Source organism: Oceanicola granulosus HTCC2516 (genome assembly GCF_000153305.1).
Lineage (GTDB): Bacteria > Pseudomonadota > Alphaproteobacteria > Rhodobacterales > Rhodobacteraceae > Oceanicola > Oceanicola granulosus.
On record NZ_CH724107.1, the window covers coordinates 2,285,419 to 2,303,139 of the forward strand.

Here is a 17,721-nt window from a genome sequence, read left to right on the forward strand (position 1 = left end):
AGCAGATGACGCACGCCGACGCCCTTCAAGCGACTCCGAGCCCGGAGAGCGAGCTCGAGATGTTCCGCGAGAGCCACCGGGCCAACTGGGTCCGGCTGCGCACGCTCGTCATCCTGCGCTGGATCGCCATCGCCGGCCAGATCACCGCCATCCTCGCCGCCGTCTACATCTACCGCCTCGAGATCGAGGTCGGCTTCTCCGCCATGACCATCGGCGCCGCCGTCATCGCCAACCTGTTCTCCCACGTGCTCAACCCCGAGACCAAGCGGCTCTCGGAGCGGCAGGCGACGCTGACGATGGTGTTCGACGTGCTCCAACTCGGGCTGCTGCTCTACCTGACGGGGGGGCTGCACAACCCGTTCGCCCTGCTCATGCTCGCCCCGGTGACGATTTCGGCCACCGTCCTGCGCCTGCGCACCACCCTCGGCGTCGGGCTGCTCGCGATCGCCATCGTCAGCCTGCTCGGCATCTACTACCTGCCCCTGCGCGGCCCGACGGAAGAGCCGCTGGTGCTGCCCGATCTGTTTCGCTTCGGCTTCTGGCTGGCGCTGGTGATCGGGGTGATCTTCCTGTCGGTCTACGCCCGGCTCGTCACCGAGGAAATGCACACGATGAGCGAGGCGCTGGTGGCGACGCAGCTGGCCCTCGCGCGCGAGCAGAAGCTGACCGACCTCGGCGGCGTCGTCGCCGCGGCGGCACACGAGCTCGGGACGCCGCTGGCGACAATCAAGCTGGTCTCGGCGGAGCTGATGGAAGACCTCGACGACCGCCCCGACCTGCGCGACGATGCGGCTCTGATCCGCCAGCAGGCGGACCGGTGCCGCGATATCCTGCACTCGATGGGCCGCGCCGGGAAGGACGATCTCCACCTCAAGCGCGCGCCGCTCGAGACGGTGGTGCGCGAGGCCGCCGAGCCGCACGTGGAGCGCGGCAAGCCGATCCACTTCGACGCGCGCGCCGAGGACGGCGACGAGGCGCAGCCGACGATCTTCCGCCGCCCCGAGGTGATCCACGGCCTGCGAAACCTCGTGCAGAACGCCGTCGATTTCGCCGCCGGGGAGGTCCGCGTCGACATCCTCTGGTCGCCGGCCAGCATCACCGTGCGCATCGCCGACGACGGGCCGGGCTTTCCGCCCCACGTGATCGGGCGCATCGGCGATCCGTTCGTTCGCCGCCGCCAGCGCAGCGACGTCCGGCCGGGCTACGAGGGGATGGGGCTCGGGCTGTTCATCGCCAAAACCCTGCTGGAGCGCTCCGGTGCGAGCCTGTCCTTCGCCAACGACACCCGCGGCGGCGGTGCGCGGCCGCGTGGCGCGGTGGTGCAGGTGGTCTGGCCGCGCGCGCGCATCGCGGTGGGTGAAGGAGAGCAGGGGGCGCTCGGGGAGAACCGGCCGTTCCAGCCCGTTTAACGCGCAATTAACTTCTCTGCGCGATGGTGCCCTTGATTTCGAGCGAGGGCACCATGCCGATTCCGGACGTCGCAGAGCTTCTGATCCCCGTGGCGTTGTGCCTCCTGGCGCTGGCGCTCGTGCTGCGCCGCCCGGGCCCGAAGCGCGGCGTCGCCCGCCAGCTCCTGCGCGAGGCCGAGGCGTCGGTGGTGTTCCTGTTCGACGGCGACATGCTGGTTGACGCCACCCCCCGCGCCCGCGACCTGCTGCGCGGGCACGACCGCCGCGCGAACGAGCGAGAGGTCCTGCTCAAGACCCTCGCCCAGCGCTTCCCGACCCTGCGCCAGCGTCTCCAAACCCTGCCCGAGGCGGGCCTTGTCCATCTCTCCGGCGAGGTCGGCGAGGAATGGATCGAGGCGGAGTACTGGGAAGGGCTGGTGCGGCTGTCGCTCCACGGCGCGGCCGGCGGCGCGGCCGGGTTCGCGCCGCTGACCCTCGCGGCGATGGAGGAAGAGCTCGAAACGTTGCGCAGCCTCGGCGAGGATGCGCCGCAGCTGATCTGGCGGCAGGACGCCGACGGCACCGTATCCTGGGCCAACCGTGCCTACCTCGACACCGCGGCCAGGGCCGCCGGCGCGCCAGCGGGCGCCGCCCCCTCCTGGCCGCCGCCCGCGATCTTCGGCGAAATCGATCCGCCGGAGGCGGACGGCGCCGGCGACCAGCAGCGCCGCGCCGTCCGCACCCAGTCGGGCGAGGAGCTCTGGTTCGAGGTCACGAGCGTGCGGCGCGGCGACTCCTTCGTTCATTTCGCGCTCGATGCCGCCCCGGCGGTGCGCGCGGAAATCGCCCAGCGCAACTTCGTCCAGACCCTCTCCAAGACCTTCGCCGACCTCGCCATCGGCCTCGCCATCTTCGACCGCGACCGGCGGCTGGTGATGTTCAACCCGTCGCTGATGGACCTCACCCGCCTGCCGATCGACTTCCTCGCCACCAAGCCGCCGATCCAGTCGTTCCTCGACCGCCTGCGCGAGCTGCGGATGCTGCCCGAGCCGCGCAACTACCGCTCGTGGCGCGAGGAGCTCGCCGCGCTCGTCGCCGAAGCCAGCGAGGGCACCTATTGCGAGACATGGATGCTCCCCGCCGGCCAGACCTTCCGCGTCACCGGCCGCCCGCACCCGGACGGGGCCATCGCCTTCCTGATCGAGGACATCACCGCCGAGATGTCGCTCACCCGCCGCTTCCGCACCCAGATCGACACCGCCAACGCCGTCTTCGACACGCTCGACGAGGCCATCGCCGTCTTCGGCCCCACCGGCACGCTGACCATGGCCAACGCCGCCTACGACGGGCTCTGGGCGCGCCCCGCCCCGCCGCCCGGCGACGGCGAACTGCCGCTGCGCGAGCCGCGCCTCGGCGACGAGATCGACACCTGGCGCGGGGCCTGCGCGCCGACCGACCTCTGGGCCGACATCCGCGACAGCGCCGCCGGCGTCGGCGAGCGCCGCCCCTGGTCCGGCCGCGCCCGCCGCGACGACGGCCGGGTCATGCGCTGCCGCGTCGCGCCGCTCCCCGGCGGGGCGACGCTGGTGGGCTTCTCGCTCACCATGGAAGAGGCCGGCCTGCGCCCCTTGCTTCCGTCGCCGCAACCACGGGCGGAGAACGGCTGATTGGGCTTGCGGCGGAGTCGCCGATGCCTAGTGTGCGGCCATGCCCACGCTCGCCGGCCCGATCCAGCTCGCCGCGCCTCACGAGACCGAGGCGCTGGCCGCGCGGTTCGCCTCCCGTCTCGGGGCCGGCGACTGCCTGCTGCTGTCCGGCCCCATCGGCGCGGGCAAGTCCGCCTTCGCCCGCGCCCTGATCCGCGCCCGCCTCGGCGATCCCGCCGCCGAAGTGCCCTCGCCGACCTTCACCCTCGTGCAGGTCTACGAGACCGACGACACCGAGATCTGGCACACCGATCTCTACCGCCTCACCGGCCCGTCGGAGGCGCTCGAGCTCGGCCTCGCGGAGGCCTTCGAGACGGCGATCTGCCTTGTCGAGTGGCCCGACCGCCTCGCCGACCTCGCCCCGGAAGGTGCCCTCACCCTCGCCCTCGCCGACGCGCCGCCGGGCCGCAGCCTGACGATCAGCGGCCCAGAAAGCTGGCGGCCCCGGCTGGAGACGATCCTTGCCTGACCGCGCCGGCCTCATCTCCCGTTTCCTCGCCGAGACGGACCACGCCGGCTGGACGCGCACCCCCATCGCCGGCGACGCCTCGCGCCGCCGCTACGAGCGGCTGCAGAACGGCGACCGCTCGCGCATCCTCATGGACGCCGCGCCCGAGACCGGCGAAGACACCCGTCCCTTCCTCGCCATCGCCCGGCACCTGCGCGGCCGCGGTCTCGCCGCGCCGGACATCGTTCATGCCGATCCCGAGGCCGGCCTGCTGCTCCTCGAAGACCTCGGCCCGTCCCACTTCGCCGACCACCTGCGCACCCGGCCCGACGACGAGATCAGGCTCTACACCGCGGCAACGGACGTTCTCGCGGAGCTCCAGCGCCACGCGCCGCCGCCCGGTCTCCAGCGGCTCGACCCGACGACGGGCGCCGAGATGCTCGCGCCGCTCTTCGAGTGGCGCGCCGCCGAGGCCGACGCCCCGGCCATCCGCGCCGCGACGGCCGCCGCCCTCGCCCGCTGCCGCGCGCCCGAGGCGCTGTCGCTGCGCGATTTCCACGCGGAGAACCTGGTCTGGCGGCCCGAGCGCGACGGCACCGACCGCGTCGGCCTGCTCGACTTCCAGGACGCGTTCCTCGCGCCCCCCGCCTACGACCTCGCCTCTCTGCTCGACGACGCCCGCCGCGACATCGCCGAGGCGACGCGCGAGGCCGCCACCCGCCGCTTCGCCGAGCTCACCGGCACCGCCCACGCCGAGCTCACCGCCGAGCTCGCCACGCTCTCGGTGCAGCGCAACCTGCGCATCCTCGGCATTTTCGCCCGCCTGATCGCGCGCGACGGCAAGGACCGCTACGCCGCCTTCGTGCCGCGCGTCGAGGCCCGGCTCGCCGCCCGCCTCGTGCACCCGGCGCTGGCCGACCTGCGGCGCCTCGTCGGCCCGTGGCTGCCATGCTGAACGCCGGTCTCTTCTTCGCCGCCGGGCTCGGCACCCGCATGGCGCCGCTGACCGACAATCGCCCCAAGCCGCTCATCGAAGTCGGCGGGACGACCCTGCTCGACCACGCGCTCGACCTCGGCGACGCCGCCGGCATCGCTCCGCAGGTGGTCAACATCCACTACCTCCCCGACATGATCGCCACCCATGTCGCCCACCGCCCCGTGCGCCTCTCCGACGAGCGCGACGCACTGCTCGAGACGGGCGGCGGGCTGCGCAAGGCGCGGCCGCTGCTCGGGCCGGGGCCGGTGTTCACCATGAACACCGACGCGGTCTGGGACGGCCCGAACCCGTTCGACATGCTGCGAGCCGGCTGGGACGGCGGGCGGATGGAGGCGCTGCTGCTCTGCGTGCCGCTCGAGCGCGCGCTCGGGCATCCCGGCCGCGGCGACTTCACCTTCGCCGCCGACGGCCGCATCGACTACGGCCCCGGCCCCATCTACACCGGCGCGCAGATCATCGACCCGGCGGTGCTCGACGAGATCGACGATGACGCCTTCTCCATGCGCCTCGCCTGGGACCGGCTGATCGCGCGCGGGACGTGCTACGGCTTGACCTATGCCGGGCGCTGGTGTGACGTCGGGCGTCCCGAGTGCCTCGACCTCGCCGAGAGCCTGTTGCGTTAACATGTTTGCCCCCGCCAGCCGCCCCCGCGTCTTTGCCCTCCCGCCCGGCGTCGATTTCGGCGCCGAGCTGGTGCGCGGGCTGCGACAGCGCAGCGCCGACCTCGCTCCCGACGCGCTCGCGCGGGTCGAGCTGTTCGTCAACACCCGCCGGATGCAGCGCCGCCTGCGCGAGGTCTACGACGGCGGCCCGCCGACGCTGCTGCCCCGGCTGCGCCTCGTCACCGACCTCGCGCTCGACCCGAAAGCCGGGCTGCCGCCGCCGGTGCCGCCGCTCGAGCGGCGCTTCGAGATCCTCCGCCTCGTGGGCGCGCTGCTGGAGAGCGATCCGTCGCTCGCCCCCCGCGCCGCGCTGTTCGACCTCTCCGACAGCCTCGCCGGGCTGCTCGACGAGATGCAGGGCGAGGGCGTGGACCCGGAGGCGCTGCACGCGCTCGAGGGCACGGACCAGTCGGAGCACTGGCAGCGGACGCTCGCCTTCGTGCGCGTCGTCGAGCGCTATTTCGACGCCGCCGGCGGCACGCCCGACCGCGAGGCCCGGCAGCGCCGCGTCGCCGAGGGGCTGGCCGAGCGCTGGGGCGCGCAGCCGCCCGCGCACCCGCTCATCGTCGCCGGCTCGACGGGCTCGCGGGGCGCGACGGGCCTGTTCATGGAAGCGGTGGCGCGGCTGCCGCAGGGGGCGCTGGTGCTGCCGGGCTTCGACTTCGACATGCCCGCCGCCGTCTGGCGCGGCATGGGCGACGGGCTGACGGCGGAGGACCACCCGCAGTTCCGCTTCAAGCGCCTGCTGGACCGGCTCGAGATCCTGCCCCGCGACGTCGAACCCTGGACCGACACCGGCCCCGCCAGTCCGGCGCGCAACCGGCTCGTGTCGCTGTCGCTGCGGCCCGCGCCGGTGACGGACGCGTGGCTGACGGAGGGCCCCGCGCTTGGCGACATGCGCGCGGCGACGGCGGGGCTGACGCTGGTCGAGGCACCGACGCCGCGCGCCGAGGCGGAGACGATCGCGCTGGCGATGCGGCAGGCGGTGGAGGACGGCCGCACCGTCGCGCTCATCACGCCCGACCGGATGCTGACCCGGCAGGTCTCGGCCGCGCTCGACCGCTGGGACATTACCCCCGACGACAGCGCCGGCCAGCCGCTGCCGCAATCGCCGCCGGGCCGCTTCCTGCGCCACGTGGCGGCGCTGATCAGCGAGCGGGTGACGGGCGAGACGCTGCTGAGCCTGCTCAAGCACCCGCTCTGCCACTCCGGCGGCGACCGCGGCCCGCACCTGCTCGCGACGCGCGAGCTCGAGCTGCACCTGCGCCGGCACGGCCCGCCCTTCCCCACCGCCGAGAGCCTGCGCGGCTGGGGCGGGGGCCACAGGAACCCGGAGCGCACGCCGTGGGCGGAATGGCTTGCGGGCGTGTTGGAGACGATCCCGCAACCCGCCGAGCGCCCGCTGGCCGATCATCTCGGGGCGCACATGGCCATCGCCGAAGCGCTGGCCGCCGGGCCCGATGGCGGCGCGGGCGAGCTGTGGGACGAGGCGGCGGGGCGCAAGGCGCTCGAGATCCGCGCCGCGCTCGAGGCCAGCGCCGGTGCGGCGGGCGTGCTGACGACGCGGAACTACGTCGACTTGTTCACCGGCGTGCTCAACGGCGCCGAGGTGCGCAACCCGACGGCCGGGCATCCGCTCGTGCAGATCCGGGGCACGCTGGAATCGCGCGTGCAGGGGGCCGATATCGTGATCCTCGGCGGCCTCAACGAGGGGACGTGGCCAGAGGTGCCCGCGCCCGATCCGTGGCTCAACCGGACGATGCGGCACCGGGTCGGGCTGCTGCTGCCCGAGCGGCGGATCGGGCTGTCGGCACACGATTACCAGCAGGCGATCGCCGGCCCGGAAGTGTGGCTCACCCGGGCGCGGCGCTCCGACGAGGCGGGCACCGTGCCGTCGCGCTGGCTCAATCGGCTGACCAACCTGCTCGAGGGGCTGACGACGACACACGGGCCGGAGGCGCTCGCCGCGATGCGGGCGCGCGGCGCGGCGGTGGTCGCGCAGGCCGCCGCCATCGTGCGCGCCCCCGACCGGATCGAACCTGCGCCACGCCCGTCGCCTGCGCCCCCCGTCGCGGCGCGGCCGCGCCAGCTGTCGGTCACTCAGATACAGAGACTGATCCGCAACCCGTTCCACATCTACGCGCGCAAGGTGCTGCGGCTGCAGGCGCTCGATCCGCTGGTGCCGGGGCCGGACGCGCTGATGCGCGGCAACATCCTGCACGCGGCGCTCGAGGCGTTCGTCGAGGCCGACGTCGACCCGTCCCTGCCGTGGGCGCGCCGGACGTTGCTGGCCAAGACGGAGGAAGCGCTCGCCGACGCATGCCCGTGGCCGGCGCATCGCAGGCTCTGGTTTGCGCGGATGGAGCGGGTGGCCGACTGGTTTCTCGAGACCGAAGCCGAGCGGCGGCGGCGCGGGCGGCCGGCGCACCTGGAGGTGTCGGGGGAGATCACGCTGCACGACCTCGAGCTGACCCTGCGCGGCAAGGCCGACCGGATCGACCTCACACCCGAGGGCCGCGCGATCCTCTACGATTACAAGACCGGCACGCCGCCGAGCCAGCCGCAGCAGGAGAAGTTCGACAAGCAGCTCCTGCTCGAGGCGGCGATGATCGCGCGCGGCGCGTTCGAAGGGCTCGGGCGGCTGGTCGCGGCGGACGCGCAATTCATCGGGCTGGGCGCCAAGCCCGCCATCGTGTCGGCCCCGCTCGACGCCGCGCCGCCGGACGTGGTCTGGGAGGAGTTCCGCGAGCTGATCCGGGCGTGGCGCACGCCGACGAAGGGCTATTCCTCGTGGGCATTTCCGTTTTCGGAGCGGGATAGAGACGATTACGACCACCTCGCCCGCCGCGGCGAGTGGGATCCGTCGACGCCGTTCACGAAGGAGGTCCTGTCGTGAGGGCCTGGAACGAGGCGACGCGCGCGCAGGTCGAGGCGGCCGATCCGGCCAATTCGACGTGGCTGTCGGCCAATGCCGGCTCGGGCAAGACGCGGGTGTTGACCGAGCGCGTGGCGCGGCTGCTGCTCGGGGGGGTCGATCCGCAGAACATCCTCTGCCTGACCTTCACCAAGGCCGCCGCCGCCGAGATGCAGAACCGGCTGTTCCACCGGCTCGGCAGCTGGGCGATGATGGAGGCCGGCAAGCTGCGCGAGGAGCTGTCGGAGCTCGGCGCGGCGCAGCCCGAGGAGCTCGACGAGGCGCGGCGGCTGTTCGCGCGTGCCATCGAGACGCCGGGCGGGCTGAAGATCCAGACCATCCACGCCTTCTGCGCCGGCGTCCTGCGCCGCTTTCCGCTCGAGGCCGGGATCTCGCCGCGCTTCACCGAGATGGAGGACCGCGCGGCCGCGCTGCTGCGGGCCGAGATCCTCGACGAGCTGGCCGAGGCCGACCCGGCCGCCGTCGATGGCATCGCGCGGCTCTATACCGGCGCCGACATCGCGGATCTCACCGGCGAGATCACCGCCAACCGCGCCGCCTTTCTCGACCCGCCCAACGACGACACCCTCGCCGCCGGCTTCGGCGCGGCCACCGGGCTCACCGCCGCCGGCATTGTACGCAGCCACCTCGGGGCGGATGTGATCACGCTGCTGGGCGAGGTGCACCGGGTCTGTCTCGGCGGCGGCAAGAACGACACCAAGGCCGCCGACAAGCTCGCGCCGCTGCTCGGCAAGCGCGAGATGGACATCCCCGCGTTCCACGTCCTGTGCGATGTCTTCCTCACCGGCGGCAAGGCCAAGGCCCCCTACAGCGCCAAGCTGACCGGCTTTCCCACCAAGGCCGTGCGCGGCAGCTGCGCCGAGCTCATGGGCCGGCTCGACCCGGTTATGCAGACGGTGGAAGACATCCGCCCGGCCGTCATCGCGCAGCTCGCCTACGAGCGCACCCGCGCGCTCTACGCCTTCGCAACGCCGTTTTGCCGTGCGTTCGAGACGAAGAAGCTGTCGCGGGGCCTGCTCGACTTCGACGACCTGATCCTCAAGACCCGCGCCCTGCTCGAGGACCGGGCGCTGGCGCAGTGGGTGCTGTTTCGGCTCGACGGCGGCATCGACCACATCCTCGTCGACGAGGCGCAGGACACCAGCCCCGACCAGTGGCGCGTGATAGAGCGGCTGACCGACGAGCTCGCCGCGGGGCGCGGGGCGGGTGAGGACCGGGAGCGGACGCTGTTCGTGGTGGGCGACAAGAAGCAGTCGATCTACTCGTTCCAGGGCGCCGACGCCGAGATGTTCGAGGCCAAGCGCGAGCTGTTCACCGACCGGCTCGCCACGGGGGGCGGGAAGCTGCACAGCCAGCCGCTGCAATTTTCGTTCCGCTCCGCCGCCGCGATCCTGCAGCTCGTCGACGCCACCTTCCAGGGCGACCTGCGAGAGGGGCTCGACCCGGTCGTCTACCACCGCACCTTCAAGACGGAGCTGCCCGGCCGGGTCGATCTGTGGCCCGTCGAGCCGGAGGCGGAGAAGACCGACACCGACGCACCGTGGTACAAGCCCGTCGACCATGTCAGCGAGCAGCACCACGACGTGAAGCTCGCGCGGCGCGTGGCGGAGCAGATCCAGACACTGATCAACCGGAAAGCGACGATTCCGGTCGAGAAAGGCGGGCGCATCCTGCGGCGGCCGATTCACGAGGGCGACATCCTGATCCTCGTGCAGCGCCGCTCGACGCTGTTCGCCGAGATCATCCGCGCCTGCAAGAAGCTCGGCCTGCGCATCGCCGGGGCCGACCGGCTGCGCGTCGGCGCGGAGCTCGCGGTGCGCGACCTCGCGGCGCTGCTGCGCTTCCTCGCACTGCCCGAGGACGACCTGTCGCTCGCCGCCGCCCTGCGCTCGCCGCTGTTCGGCTGGACGGAGCAGGAGCTGTTCACCCTCGCCCACCATCGCAGGGGCCTGCTCTGGTCGGCCCTGCGCGACAGCGACGACCACCCCGAGACGCTCAAGACCCTGCGCGACCTGCGCGCGCAGACCGACTTCCTGCGGCCCTACGACCTGCTGTCGCGCATCCTGATCCGCCACGGCGGCCGCCAGAAGCTGCTCGACCGGCTCGGCGCCGAGGCGGAGGACGGCATCGACGCGCTGCTGGCGCAGGCGCTGGCCTACGAACGCTCGACGGTCCCGAGCCTCACCGGCTTCCTCAGCTGGATGGAGACCGAGGACGTCGAGGTGAAGCGCCAGATGGACGAGCAGGGCGAGCGCATCCGGGTGATGACGATCCACGGCGCCAAGGGGCTCGAGGCCCCGGTGGTGATCCTGCCCGAGACCGGCGTGCGCCAGACCCAGTCCGACACCCGCTCGGCGATTTGGCCGCTGGAGGACGTCGTCGCATGGCGGCCGTCGACCGACCGCCTGCCCGCGGCGTTGCAGGACGCGCGGGCGAAGCTCGTCGAGGCCGAGGAGCGGGAGCGGCGGCGGCTGCTCTACGTGGCCCTGACGCGGGCCGAGAAGTGGTTGATCGTCTGCGGCGCGGGCAAGATCGGCAAGGAGGTCGGCGACAGCTGGTACGGCATGGTCGAGGCCGGGCTCGAGCGGCTTGGCGCCCTGCCCCACCCCCAGCCCGGCGGCGACGGGCTCCGCTACGAGACCGGAGACTGGTCCGCGCCAGACCTCGCCCCGCCCGAGCCGGACGCCGCCGAGCCCGTCGCTCCGCCGAACTTCGCGCCCGTCGCGCTGCCGCCAGCCGCACTGCAGACGCTGTCGCCGTCCGACCTCGGCGGCGCGAAGGTGCTGCCGGGGGATCCGGCGGGCGGCGACCGCGAGGCGGCGCTGGAGCGGGGGAACCAGGTGCACCTGCTGCTCGAGCACCTGCCCGGCACCCTGCCGCTCGAGCGCGCGAACGTCGCGCTGAGCCTCTTCCCCGACCTGCCCGCCCCCGAGCGGCAGTCACTGCTGACCGACGCCGAGGCCGTCCTCTCCGCGCCTGGGCTGGCCGAATTGTTCGAAAAGGGCCTCGCCGAAGTCCCTGTTACGGCCACTCTCGCCGAGTTGAACGGCGCACGCCTCCACGGCACTATCGACCTGCTGATCCCCGGCGAGCCGCTGCGGGTGATCGATTTCAAGACCAACCGACTCGTCCCGAAGACGCCCGAAGAGGTGCCCGAGGGACTGTTGCGCCAGATGGGCGCCTATGCAGCGGCGCTCGGGCAGATCTATCCGGGCCGGGCGATCGAGACGGCGATCCTGTGGACCAGCACCGCCGAGCTCATGCCCCTGCCCCACTCTCTCGTCATCGCCGCCTTGCTGCGCGCCGGCGCGCCTTGACGATACGGGGGGGCCTCCATAGGTTCCGTCCACAAGATATAGACGCCAAGGAGACCTCTCATGGCAACCGTTGCAGTCACCGACGATACCTTCGACAGCGAAGTCCGTCAGTCCGATATTCCCGTCGTCGTCGACTTCTGGGCCGAATGGTGCGGCCCCTGTAAGCAGATCGGCCCCGCGCTGGAGGAGATCGCCGCCGAGATGGACGGCAAGGTCAAGATCGTGAAGGTCAACGTCGACGAGAACCCGAACTCGCCGGCCCAGATGGGCATTCGCGGCATCCCCGCGCTGTTCATCTTCAAGGACGGCGAAGTGGTGTCGAACCGCGCCGGCGCCGCGCCCAAGGCGGCGCTGCAGGGGTGGATCCAGGACTCCATCTGATCGGTGCGCGAGTGGGGTGCGCAATGAATGCGCACCCTACGGCCAGCCGTGGGTGTCGAGGCGCTTGCGGATGCGACGCTCGGCTTCGGGGCGGCCTGCATTGAGCGACATCCGTTGCCAGAACCACCAGACGTAGCCGGCATAGTCCGGCTCGGCCGATCGCACCGCTTCGAAGGCGGCGGCGACACCGAGGCGTTCGACGCTGGCGGCGATGTGGTGGAAGTCCACCTTCGCGAACAGCACCGCGGGCTTGCCGAAGAAATACCCGTTGAAGGCCGCCGACGAGTTCTGCGTCACCACGTAGTCGCAGCTCGCGAGCGCCTCCTCCATCATCCCCTCCGCCACCGTCACCCGCCCGCCGGCCAGCGCATCCAGCGCGGCGCGCTCCTCGGCGTCATAGCGCTCGCCGGGGTGCAGCGTGACGAGGATGTCGCGCTCGGGCTCCTGCTCCAGGGTGTGGCGGAGCATCTCGATCGGCGACATCGTCTGGAAGGTGCGCCGCTGGAGCAGCTTGCCCTGCAGTGGCACGTAGACGAAGCCGGCCCGCTCGGGCGCTGCCGCGGCCTCGCCGAAGAGGCGCTTGCGCCAGAAGCCGTAGAACCGCTCGGCGTCGGCCCGGTCGATCCTGGCGCCCTCGAAGCGCGCCCGCGCCACGTCCCACTCCCAGCGCGACGCACGCTTCTCGATCCGCCAGAACGGGTAGTGGTAGACCCTGCGGAAGGTCAGCCCGCGCGGCCCCGTCGGCTGTGCCATGTGGAACATCGACCAGCCGCCCCTGGTCAGCGAGCGCGCGATCTCGACGTCGCTGTCGGGCAGGAAGTCGACGCGGTAGCCGGACGCTTCGAGCACGCCGGCGAGCTTGCCGATGAAGTTGTGCCGCCCTGCCCGCGCCGACCGGTGCAGACCATCCTCGAGGTAGAACGTCACGATGCGCGGCTCGGTCATGGCGCGAGGCTACCCGCCGCCGGCGCGCCTTGTCCATCGCCGGCCGGGGCTCCATATGTGGCCCAAACGAAAGGATCTTCATGGCGGACTCTCAGTTTCCCGGCTGGCACGGCACCACGATCATCGGGGTGCGCAAGGGCGGCGAGGTGGTCATCTCCGGCGACGGTCAGGTGAGCCTTGGCGACACGGTCATCAAGGGCACCGCGCGCAAGGTCCGGCGGCTGTCGCCGGGCGGCTACGACGTGATCGCCGGCTTCGCCGGCTCCACGGCCGACGCCTTCACGCTGCTCGAGCGGCTCGAGAAGAAGCTCGAGGCGACGCCGGGCCAGCTGGCGCGGGCGTCGGTCGAGCTGGCGAAGGACTGGCGCACGGACAAGTACCTGCAGAAGCTCGAGGCGATGCTGATCGTGTCGGACGGCAAGGACATGTTCGTCATCACCGGCGCCGGCGACGTGCTCGAGCCCGAGCACGACGTCGCCGCCATCGGGTCGGGCGGGAACTACGCGCTCGCGGCGGGCCGGGCGCTGATGGACACGGAGCACGACGCCGAGGAGATCGCGCGGCGCGCCATGCAGATTGCGGCCGACATCTGCGTCTATACCAACGGCAACACGACGGTGGAGAAGCTCACCGCCTCCTAGGGCTCGAGCTTGCTCCAGCCGGACTCGCCCCGGGCGTAGGTGACGCCGGCGTCCGGGGTGAACTCGGCGTCGTCGCCGGCGCTGTAGGAGGTAATCGCCACCTCGCCGTGGGCGACGTCGAGCAGGTTGAAGGTGTTCGGCTCGCCGCGCAGCCGGTCAGAGAGCGAGGTGCCGGCCTGCACGAACAGCAGGCCCGGCGCGGCGCGGAACGGGCGCACGATGGTGTTGTGCAGGTGCCCCGACAGCACGATGTCGGCGCCGCATTCCTCGAGCCGCGCCAGCGCCTCGTTCGCGCCGCGCATCAGCCGCTTGTCCACCTCCGGCCCGTGCTGGAGCGGATGGTGCAGCATCACGATGCGGACCCGGCGCTCGATGTTGGCGAAGGCGGCGCAGACCCGGTTGACCGTGCGCCGCGAGATGTGGCCGCGCTGCCAGGAGAACGGGTTGACGGTGTTGACCCCGGCGACGACGACGTTCTCGTTCTCGAAGTTCGGCTCGAGGTCGTCGGAGATCGCCTCCCGGTAGCGCTTCCAGGGCGCGAAGGCCCGGACCAGCAGGTTGTCGAGCGGCGTGTCGTGGTTGCCCGGCACGGCAAGCCAGGGCTGACCGATCTTCTCGAGAAACCGGCGCGCGCGCTCGAACTGGCCGACGCGGGCGCGCTGGGTGAAGTCGCCGGAGATCGCGACGAGGTCGGGCGCGAGCTTGTCGACGCTGCGCAGAAGCGGGGCCTCCAGTTCGGCTCTGTCCCGGCCGAAATGCAGGTCGGAGAGGTGCAGGATCCGGCTCATGTCGCCTCGTGCGCCTGGGGCAGGACGATCCGCAGCGGCGCGCGCGACATCTCGAAGGAGATCGGCCCCTCCTCCCACCGCTTCTCGCCGTCATAGGCGATCAGCACGCGGCGGCGCTTGTGGACCTCGAGGGTCATCCTCGGCACCTGGTAGAAATCGTAATCCCGCCCCTCCTCGATCCGGCGCAAGGTCAGGCGGGCGGTGAGCTTGAACAGGTCCCACCGCGTTTCGGCCTTGGCGACGAGCACGGCGAACTTGTCGTCGGAGATCGCCTTCACCCCCTTCAGCCCGAACCGTTCGAGCTGGTAGGCGGAGCGGCCGACGAAAATCAGCGCCGTGCGCCGCTTGCGGGGTCCGTCGCCGAGGTCGATGGTCACTTCCCACGGCCTCTTGAACTTCAGGAACGTCCGCAGCACCGACCAGTGCGCGGCGATCCGGCGGCGGCCCCAGCGCTTGTAGACGGATTCGCGCTCGCGCAGGATCGTTGGGTAGATGCCGAGGCTGGCGTTGTTGAGGAACGGCTGGCCATTGACCGTCCCGATGCGGATGTCGCGCGCCTGCCCCTCGAGGATCTGGCGAGCGGCCTCTTCCGGCTCTTCCGAGTAGCCGAGACCGCGGGCGAAGAAGTTGAACGTGCCGAGCGGCAGCACGGCCATCGGGATGCCGGTGCCGAGCATCTCGGAGGCGACGGCGCAGGTCGTCCCGTCGCCGCCGGCCGAGACGACGAGGCTGGCGTCGGAGCGGATCGACTCGCGCAGCGGCCGGTCGGGCTTCCACTCGCAGATGTGCGCCTGCGCGCCGAGCACCTCCCCCGCCGCCTCGATGGCGGCCCGGTCGCGCGAGTTGCGGCCCGACTTCGGGTTGACGAGCAGGCAGATCGGGCCTTCGCTTGGAGCGCTGCCACTCGGTCGCGGCGTCTCGGGGGGCGTGTGCATGTTCACCTCTGTCACCTCACGAACCGCTGCCAGCTGCCGTAGGTCGAGTTGCCCACGTCACCGCGCGGGATGCTCAGCGCGATCAGCGCGAGGCCGAACAGCGCCTCGACGAGCAGCAGGCCGAAGCCGGCGCCGGTCATGAACGGCGCGAACAGCAGCACGACGCCGAGCAGCACGTTGAGGAACCGCGCCAGCCGCGCGACGGCGGCGAGGGCGGCGGCGGAGACGGTCAGCACCAGCGCGCCGACCACGTGGTTGACGGCGGCGAGGCCGTTGTCCCAGCCGATCAGGAGCGGCGACAGCATGAGCAGCACGGCCAGCGCCATCGAGGCGCCGAGGGTCCAGGGGAAGGTCATGCCGCCGGAGAGCATCTCCTTGATGATGACCTTGGGCGGGCGGTTGAAGTCGTCCTCGCTCTGGTCGTCCGGCCCCTCGTCGGTGTCGCCCAGGAAGAACACCTTGAGCCACGGCTGCCCGGCCCGGTGGCGGCGGCGCAGGAACTGGCCCGTCGCGACGAGCTCGTCGACCGAGTAGGGGATCTGGATCAGCATCGCGGCGGCGGCGACGAGGCAGAGCGCGCAATAGGTGCCGATCAGGATCGGCTGGATCACGATGAAGAAGATCGACACCGCGCCCAGCGGCACGATCATGATCCCGAAGATCACCGTCAGCCACGGCATCGTCCGCCAGCGCCGGCTCGAGCCGATCACGCCCACGACGATCTCGAGCGCGTAGGTGAGCGCGCCGAGGCCGGCGTCGGGCACCGGCCACGATTCGGAGACGGAGGAGGTCACGACGGACTCGCTGCCATTCTTGCCCGGCTCCGTGCCGGGGAAGAACGGATCCCACACGCCGTCGATCGTCTCGAGCTGGTAGGCGGTCAGGTAGCGCGAGATCAGCAGGCCGACGATGGCGAGGATGATGACGGGGATGCGCTGGAACCAGTCGGAGGGCGAATAGCTCCAACCCTTGGGAATGGTCGGGCCGGTCATCAGCGCGGTCGGCGAGACGCCCGGCGGCGGGCCGACGGCGAGAGCGAGGATCGGGATCAGCATCCCGATCAGCGTCGCATTGAGATAGCCCGCGCCGTTCTCGGTCCAGAACAGCAGCGGCGCGAACATCACCCACACCCCGACCGCCGCGGCGACCCAGCGCGCGAGCCCGTTGCGCCAGGACAGAGCCAGAAGCGACGCGACGATCAGCACCGTGCCCGCGACCATGTCGCTCAGGATCATGCCGACATGGTTGTAGCCCAGGAGCGGCGGCGAGGTCAGCAGCCAGACGCCGAGCCCCGCATTGACCCAGTGCGCCCACAGCCCCTGCCGGTGCCGCCACTGCACCTCGGCCTCGTAATCCTGCCGCAGCTTGTCGGGATCGTCGACGCGCTCTTCGGCGGAGCGCATCCAGATCGGCAGACGGATCTTGTTGGCGCGATACCAGCCGGGCGGATCGGACTTGAGGTTGGCGACGATCTTCTCGAGCCCATCGCTGATATGGTGCTCGGGCTCCCAGTCGAGCAACTCGCGGGCGCGGTCGATGTCGAGGCTGAAGTGGTCGCTCGCGAGGTCGATCATGAACGGCCGGATGAACGGCGCCTCGCCCTCGTCGAGCGCATCGGGGATCACCGGCTCGGCCCTCGTCTCGATCCAGGCGCCGACCTTCGCGAGCGGCTTGGGCAGGCTGATCGTCCGCCACGTGTCTTCGCCGTGGATCAGCGCGCCGATGCGGTTCTGCAGCGCCCGGTAGCCCATCGGCTGCGGCTCGCCCACGAGGATCGCGCAATCATCGGGCAGCTCGGCGCGGCGGTCGACCACCCGGCGCATGGCGTCGCGCATGTCGTCGGCGTGGATGAAGGCCTGCCCCGCGTCGAGGTTGCCGGCGTAGACGTGGCTCTTGATGTCACGCTCGTAGATCCGCGCGATCTGCTGGGTCAGGGTCGGGACGGCGGTCTCGTCGTCGTAGAGCCCGGCAAGGTGGAGCCGCACCGTCTTGATCCCGCCGCGCTCCTCGCGGATCACCTTCTCGGCCTCCGCCTTGGATTGCGGGTAGGCCCAGTCGGGCGAGACGGGCGTGTCCTCGTCGATCCGCTCGCCGACGTCGCCGGCCTCGTGGATCAGCATGGTGCCGGAATAGACGAACTGCTCGACGTCGAACTCCTGCAGGTGGCGCAACAGCCGCCGCGTGCCCTCGACGTTGACCTCGTCGTAAAGGGGAGACTTCTCGCCGGTGAAGTCGAAGTAGGCGGCGAGGTGGATCACCGAGGCGATCTTGCTGCCGTGCCGCTCCTTCAGCTTGCGGAAGGCGAGCTCCATGGAGGCGTCGTCGGTGAGGTCGCCTTCGACCATCTCGCACGGGTCGGTGTCGTCGGCACTGCGATCGAAGCCGACGACGCGGTAGTCGGGCTCGAGCGCCTCGACGAGCGCCGTGCCGACGGCGCCGCCGGCGCCGGTGATGAAGACGAGGGGTTTTTGCTGGTCGATCTGAGGCATGTCGCCTGACAACGCGGCGACTGGCGGGATGGATGCATGTTGAACCGGCCGATCTGCGAAATTCTTGCGCCGCCGCGTCGGCCCGTGCA

13 protein-coding genes are annotated in these 17,721 nt (G+C 71.5%); 9 read left to right on the plus strand and 4 right to left on the minus strand.

The window, feature by feature from the left end:
- Positions 1 to 5 precede the first annotated feature (5 nt).
- Genes regB through trxA form a run of 8 tightly spaced genes read left to right on the plus strand, consistent with a single transcriptional unit; the run spans position 6 to position 11,834 of the window.
- Positions 6 to 1,409 (plus strand): sensor histidine kinase RegB, encoded by a 1,404-nt coding sequence (regB, locus tag OG2516_RS11040; RefSeq protein WP_007255752.1) that lies wholly within the window; start codon positions 6 to 8, stop codon positions 1,407 to 1,409.
- Positions 1,410 to 1,462: 53 nt separating this feature from the next.
- Entirely contained in the window at positions 1,463 to 3,055 is a 1,593-nt protein-coding gene (locus OG2516_RS11045) for a PAS-domain containing protein (protein WP_192808368.1), read from the plus strand.
- 40 nt (positions 3,056 to 3,095) lie between these two features.
- A complete protein-coding gene (gene tsaE, locus OG2516_RS11050; protein ID WP_007255754.1) occupies positions 3,096 to 3,563 on the plus strand; it encodes a tRNA (adenosine(37)-N6)-threonylcarbamoyltransferase complex ATPase subunit type 1 TsaE in 468 nt (155 codons plus the stop codon).
- Complete coding sequence (locus OG2516_RS11055; RefSeq protein ID WP_007255755.1) at positions 3,556 to 4,497, plus strand: aminoglycoside phosphotransferase family protein; 942 nt, start codon at positions 3,556 to 3,558, stop codon at positions 4,495 to 4,497. The genes tsaE and OG2516_RS11055 overlap by 8 nt, the downstream gene beginning before the upstream one ends.
- Positions 4,491 to 5,162 (plus strand): nucleotidyltransferase family protein, encoded by a 672-nt coding sequence (locus OG2516_RS11060; RefSeq protein WP_007255756.1) that lies wholly within the window; start codon positions 4,491 to 4,493, stop codon positions 5,160 to 5,162. The genes OG2516_RS11055 and OG2516_RS11060 overlap by 7 nt, the downstream gene beginning before the upstream one ends.
- 1 nt (position 5,163) lies before the next feature.
- A complete protein-coding gene (locus OG2516_RS11065; protein ID WP_007255757.1) occupies positions 5,164 to 8,097 on the plus strand; it encodes a PD-(D/E)XK nuclease family protein in 2,934 nt (977 codons plus the stop codon).
- The gene (gene addA / locus OG2516_RS11070; protein WP_007255758.1) at positions 8,094 to 11,453 is read left to right on the plus strand and encodes a double-strand break repair helicase AddA; all 3,360 of its coding nucleotides are present in this window, start codon (positions 8,094 to 8,096) and stop codon (positions 11,451 to 11,453) included. Before OG2516_RS11065 ends, addA begins: the two co-directional genes overlap by 4 nt.
- Before the next feature lie 60 nt (positions 11,454 to 11,513).
- The gene (trxA, locus tag OG2516_RS11075) at positions 11,514 to 11,834 is read left to right on the plus strand and encodes a thioredoxin (protein ID WP_007255759.1); all 321 of its coding nucleotides are present in this window, start codon (positions 11,514 to 11,516) and stop codon (positions 11,832 to 11,834) included.
- A gap of 36 nt (positions 11,835 to 11,870) precedes the next feature.
- Here trxA and OG2516_RS11080 read toward each other — a convergent pair whose 3' ends face one another.
- Positions 11,871 to 12,779 (minus strand): hypothetical protein, encoded by a 909-nt coding sequence (locus OG2516_RS11080; protein WP_007255760.1) that lies wholly within the window; start codon positions 12,777 to 12,779, stop codon positions 11,871 to 11,873.
- Between the two features lie 80 nt (positions 12,780 to 12,859).
- On the opposite strand from OG2516_RS11080, the gene hslV reads away from it, so the two are divergent.
- Positions 12,860 to 13,420: an ATP-dependent protease subunit HslV gene (gene hslV, locus OG2516_RS11085; protein WP_007255761.1), complete on the plus strand. Its 561-nt coding sequence runs from the start codon at positions 12,860 to 12,862 to the stop codon at positions 13,418 to 13,420.
- Here the strand turns inward: hslV and OG2516_RS11090 are convergent.
- Genes OG2516_RS11090 through OG2516_RS11100 form a run of 3 tightly spaced genes read right to left on the minus strand, consistent with a single transcriptional unit; the run spans position 13,417 to position 17,632 of the window.
- Positions 13,417 to 14,208, minus strand: a complete 792-nt coding sequence (locus OG2516_RS11090) for a metallophosphoesterase family protein (protein ID WP_007255762.1) — start codon at positions 14,206 to 14,208, stop codon at positions 13,417 to 13,419. The two genes, hslV and OG2516_RS11090, sit on opposite strands and share 4 nt — an antisense overlap.
- Positions 14,205 to 15,143: a diacylglycerol/lipid kinase family protein gene (locus OG2516_RS11095; protein ID WP_007255763.1), complete on the minus strand. Its 939-nt coding sequence runs from the start codon at positions 15,141 to 15,143 to the stop codon at positions 14,205 to 14,207. The genes OG2516_RS11090 and OG2516_RS11095 overlap by 4 nt, the downstream gene beginning before the upstream one ends.
- 11 nt (positions 15,144 to 15,154) lie before the next feature.
- Positions 15,155 to 17,632 (minus strand): vitamin K epoxide reductase family protein, encoded by a 2,478-nt coding sequence (locus tag OG2516_RS11100; RefSeq protein ID WP_007255764.1) that lies wholly within the window; start codon positions 17,630 to 17,632, stop codon positions 15,155 to 15,157.
- Between the last annotated feature and the right edge of the window lie 89 nt (positions 17,633 to 17,721).

What these genes read in the sequence shown, in the direction of transcription:
- OG2516_RS11045 (WP_192808368.1), top strand. Translation starts at nt 1,463, where the DNA reads ATGCCGATTCCGGACGTCGCAGAGCTTCTGATCCCCGTGGCGTTGTGC.
- tsaE (WP_007255754.1), top strand. Translation starts at nt 3,096, where the DNA reads ATGCCCACGCTCGCCGGCCCGATCCAGCTCGCCGCGCCTCACGAGACC.
- OG2516_RS11060 (WP_007255756.1), top strand. Translation starts at nt 4,491, where the DNA reads ATGCTGAACGCCGGTCTCTTCTTCGCCGCCGGGCTCGGCACCCGCATG.
- OG2516_RS11090 (WP_007255762.1), bottom strand. Translation starts at nt 14,208, where the DNA reads ATGAGCCGGATCCTGCACCTCTCCGACCTGCATTTCGGCCGGGACAGA.
- OG2516_RS11095 (WP_007255763.1), bottom strand. Translation starts at nt 15,143, where the DNA reads ATGCACACGCCCCCCGAGACGCCGCGACCGAGTGGCAGCGCTCCAAGC.
- OG2516_RS11100 (WP_007255764.1), bottom strand. Translation starts at nt 17,632, where the DNA reads ATGCCTCAGATCGACCAGCAAAAACCCCTCGTCTTCATCACCGGCGCC.
- OG2516_RS11080 (WP_007255760.1), bottom strand. Translation starts at nt 12,779, where the DNA reads ATGACCGAGCCGCGCATCGTGACGTTCTACCTCGAGGATGGTCTGCAC.
- regB (WP_007255752.1), top strand. Translation starts at nt 6, where the DNA reads ATGACGCACGCCGACGCCCTTCAAGCGACTCCGAGCCCGGAGAGCGAG.
- trxA (WP_007255759.1), top strand. Translation starts at nt 11,514, where the DNA reads ATGGCAACCGTTGCAGTCACCGACGATACCTTCGACAGCGAAGTCCGT.
- OG2516_RS11065 (WP_007255757.1), top strand. Translation starts at nt 5,164, where the DNA reads ATGTTTGCCCCCGCCAGCCGCCCCCGCGTCTTTGCCCTCCCGCCCGGC.
- hslV (WP_007255761.1), top strand. Translation starts at nt 12,860, where the DNA reads ATGGCGGACTCTCAGTTTCCCGGCTGGCACGGCACCACGATCATCGGG.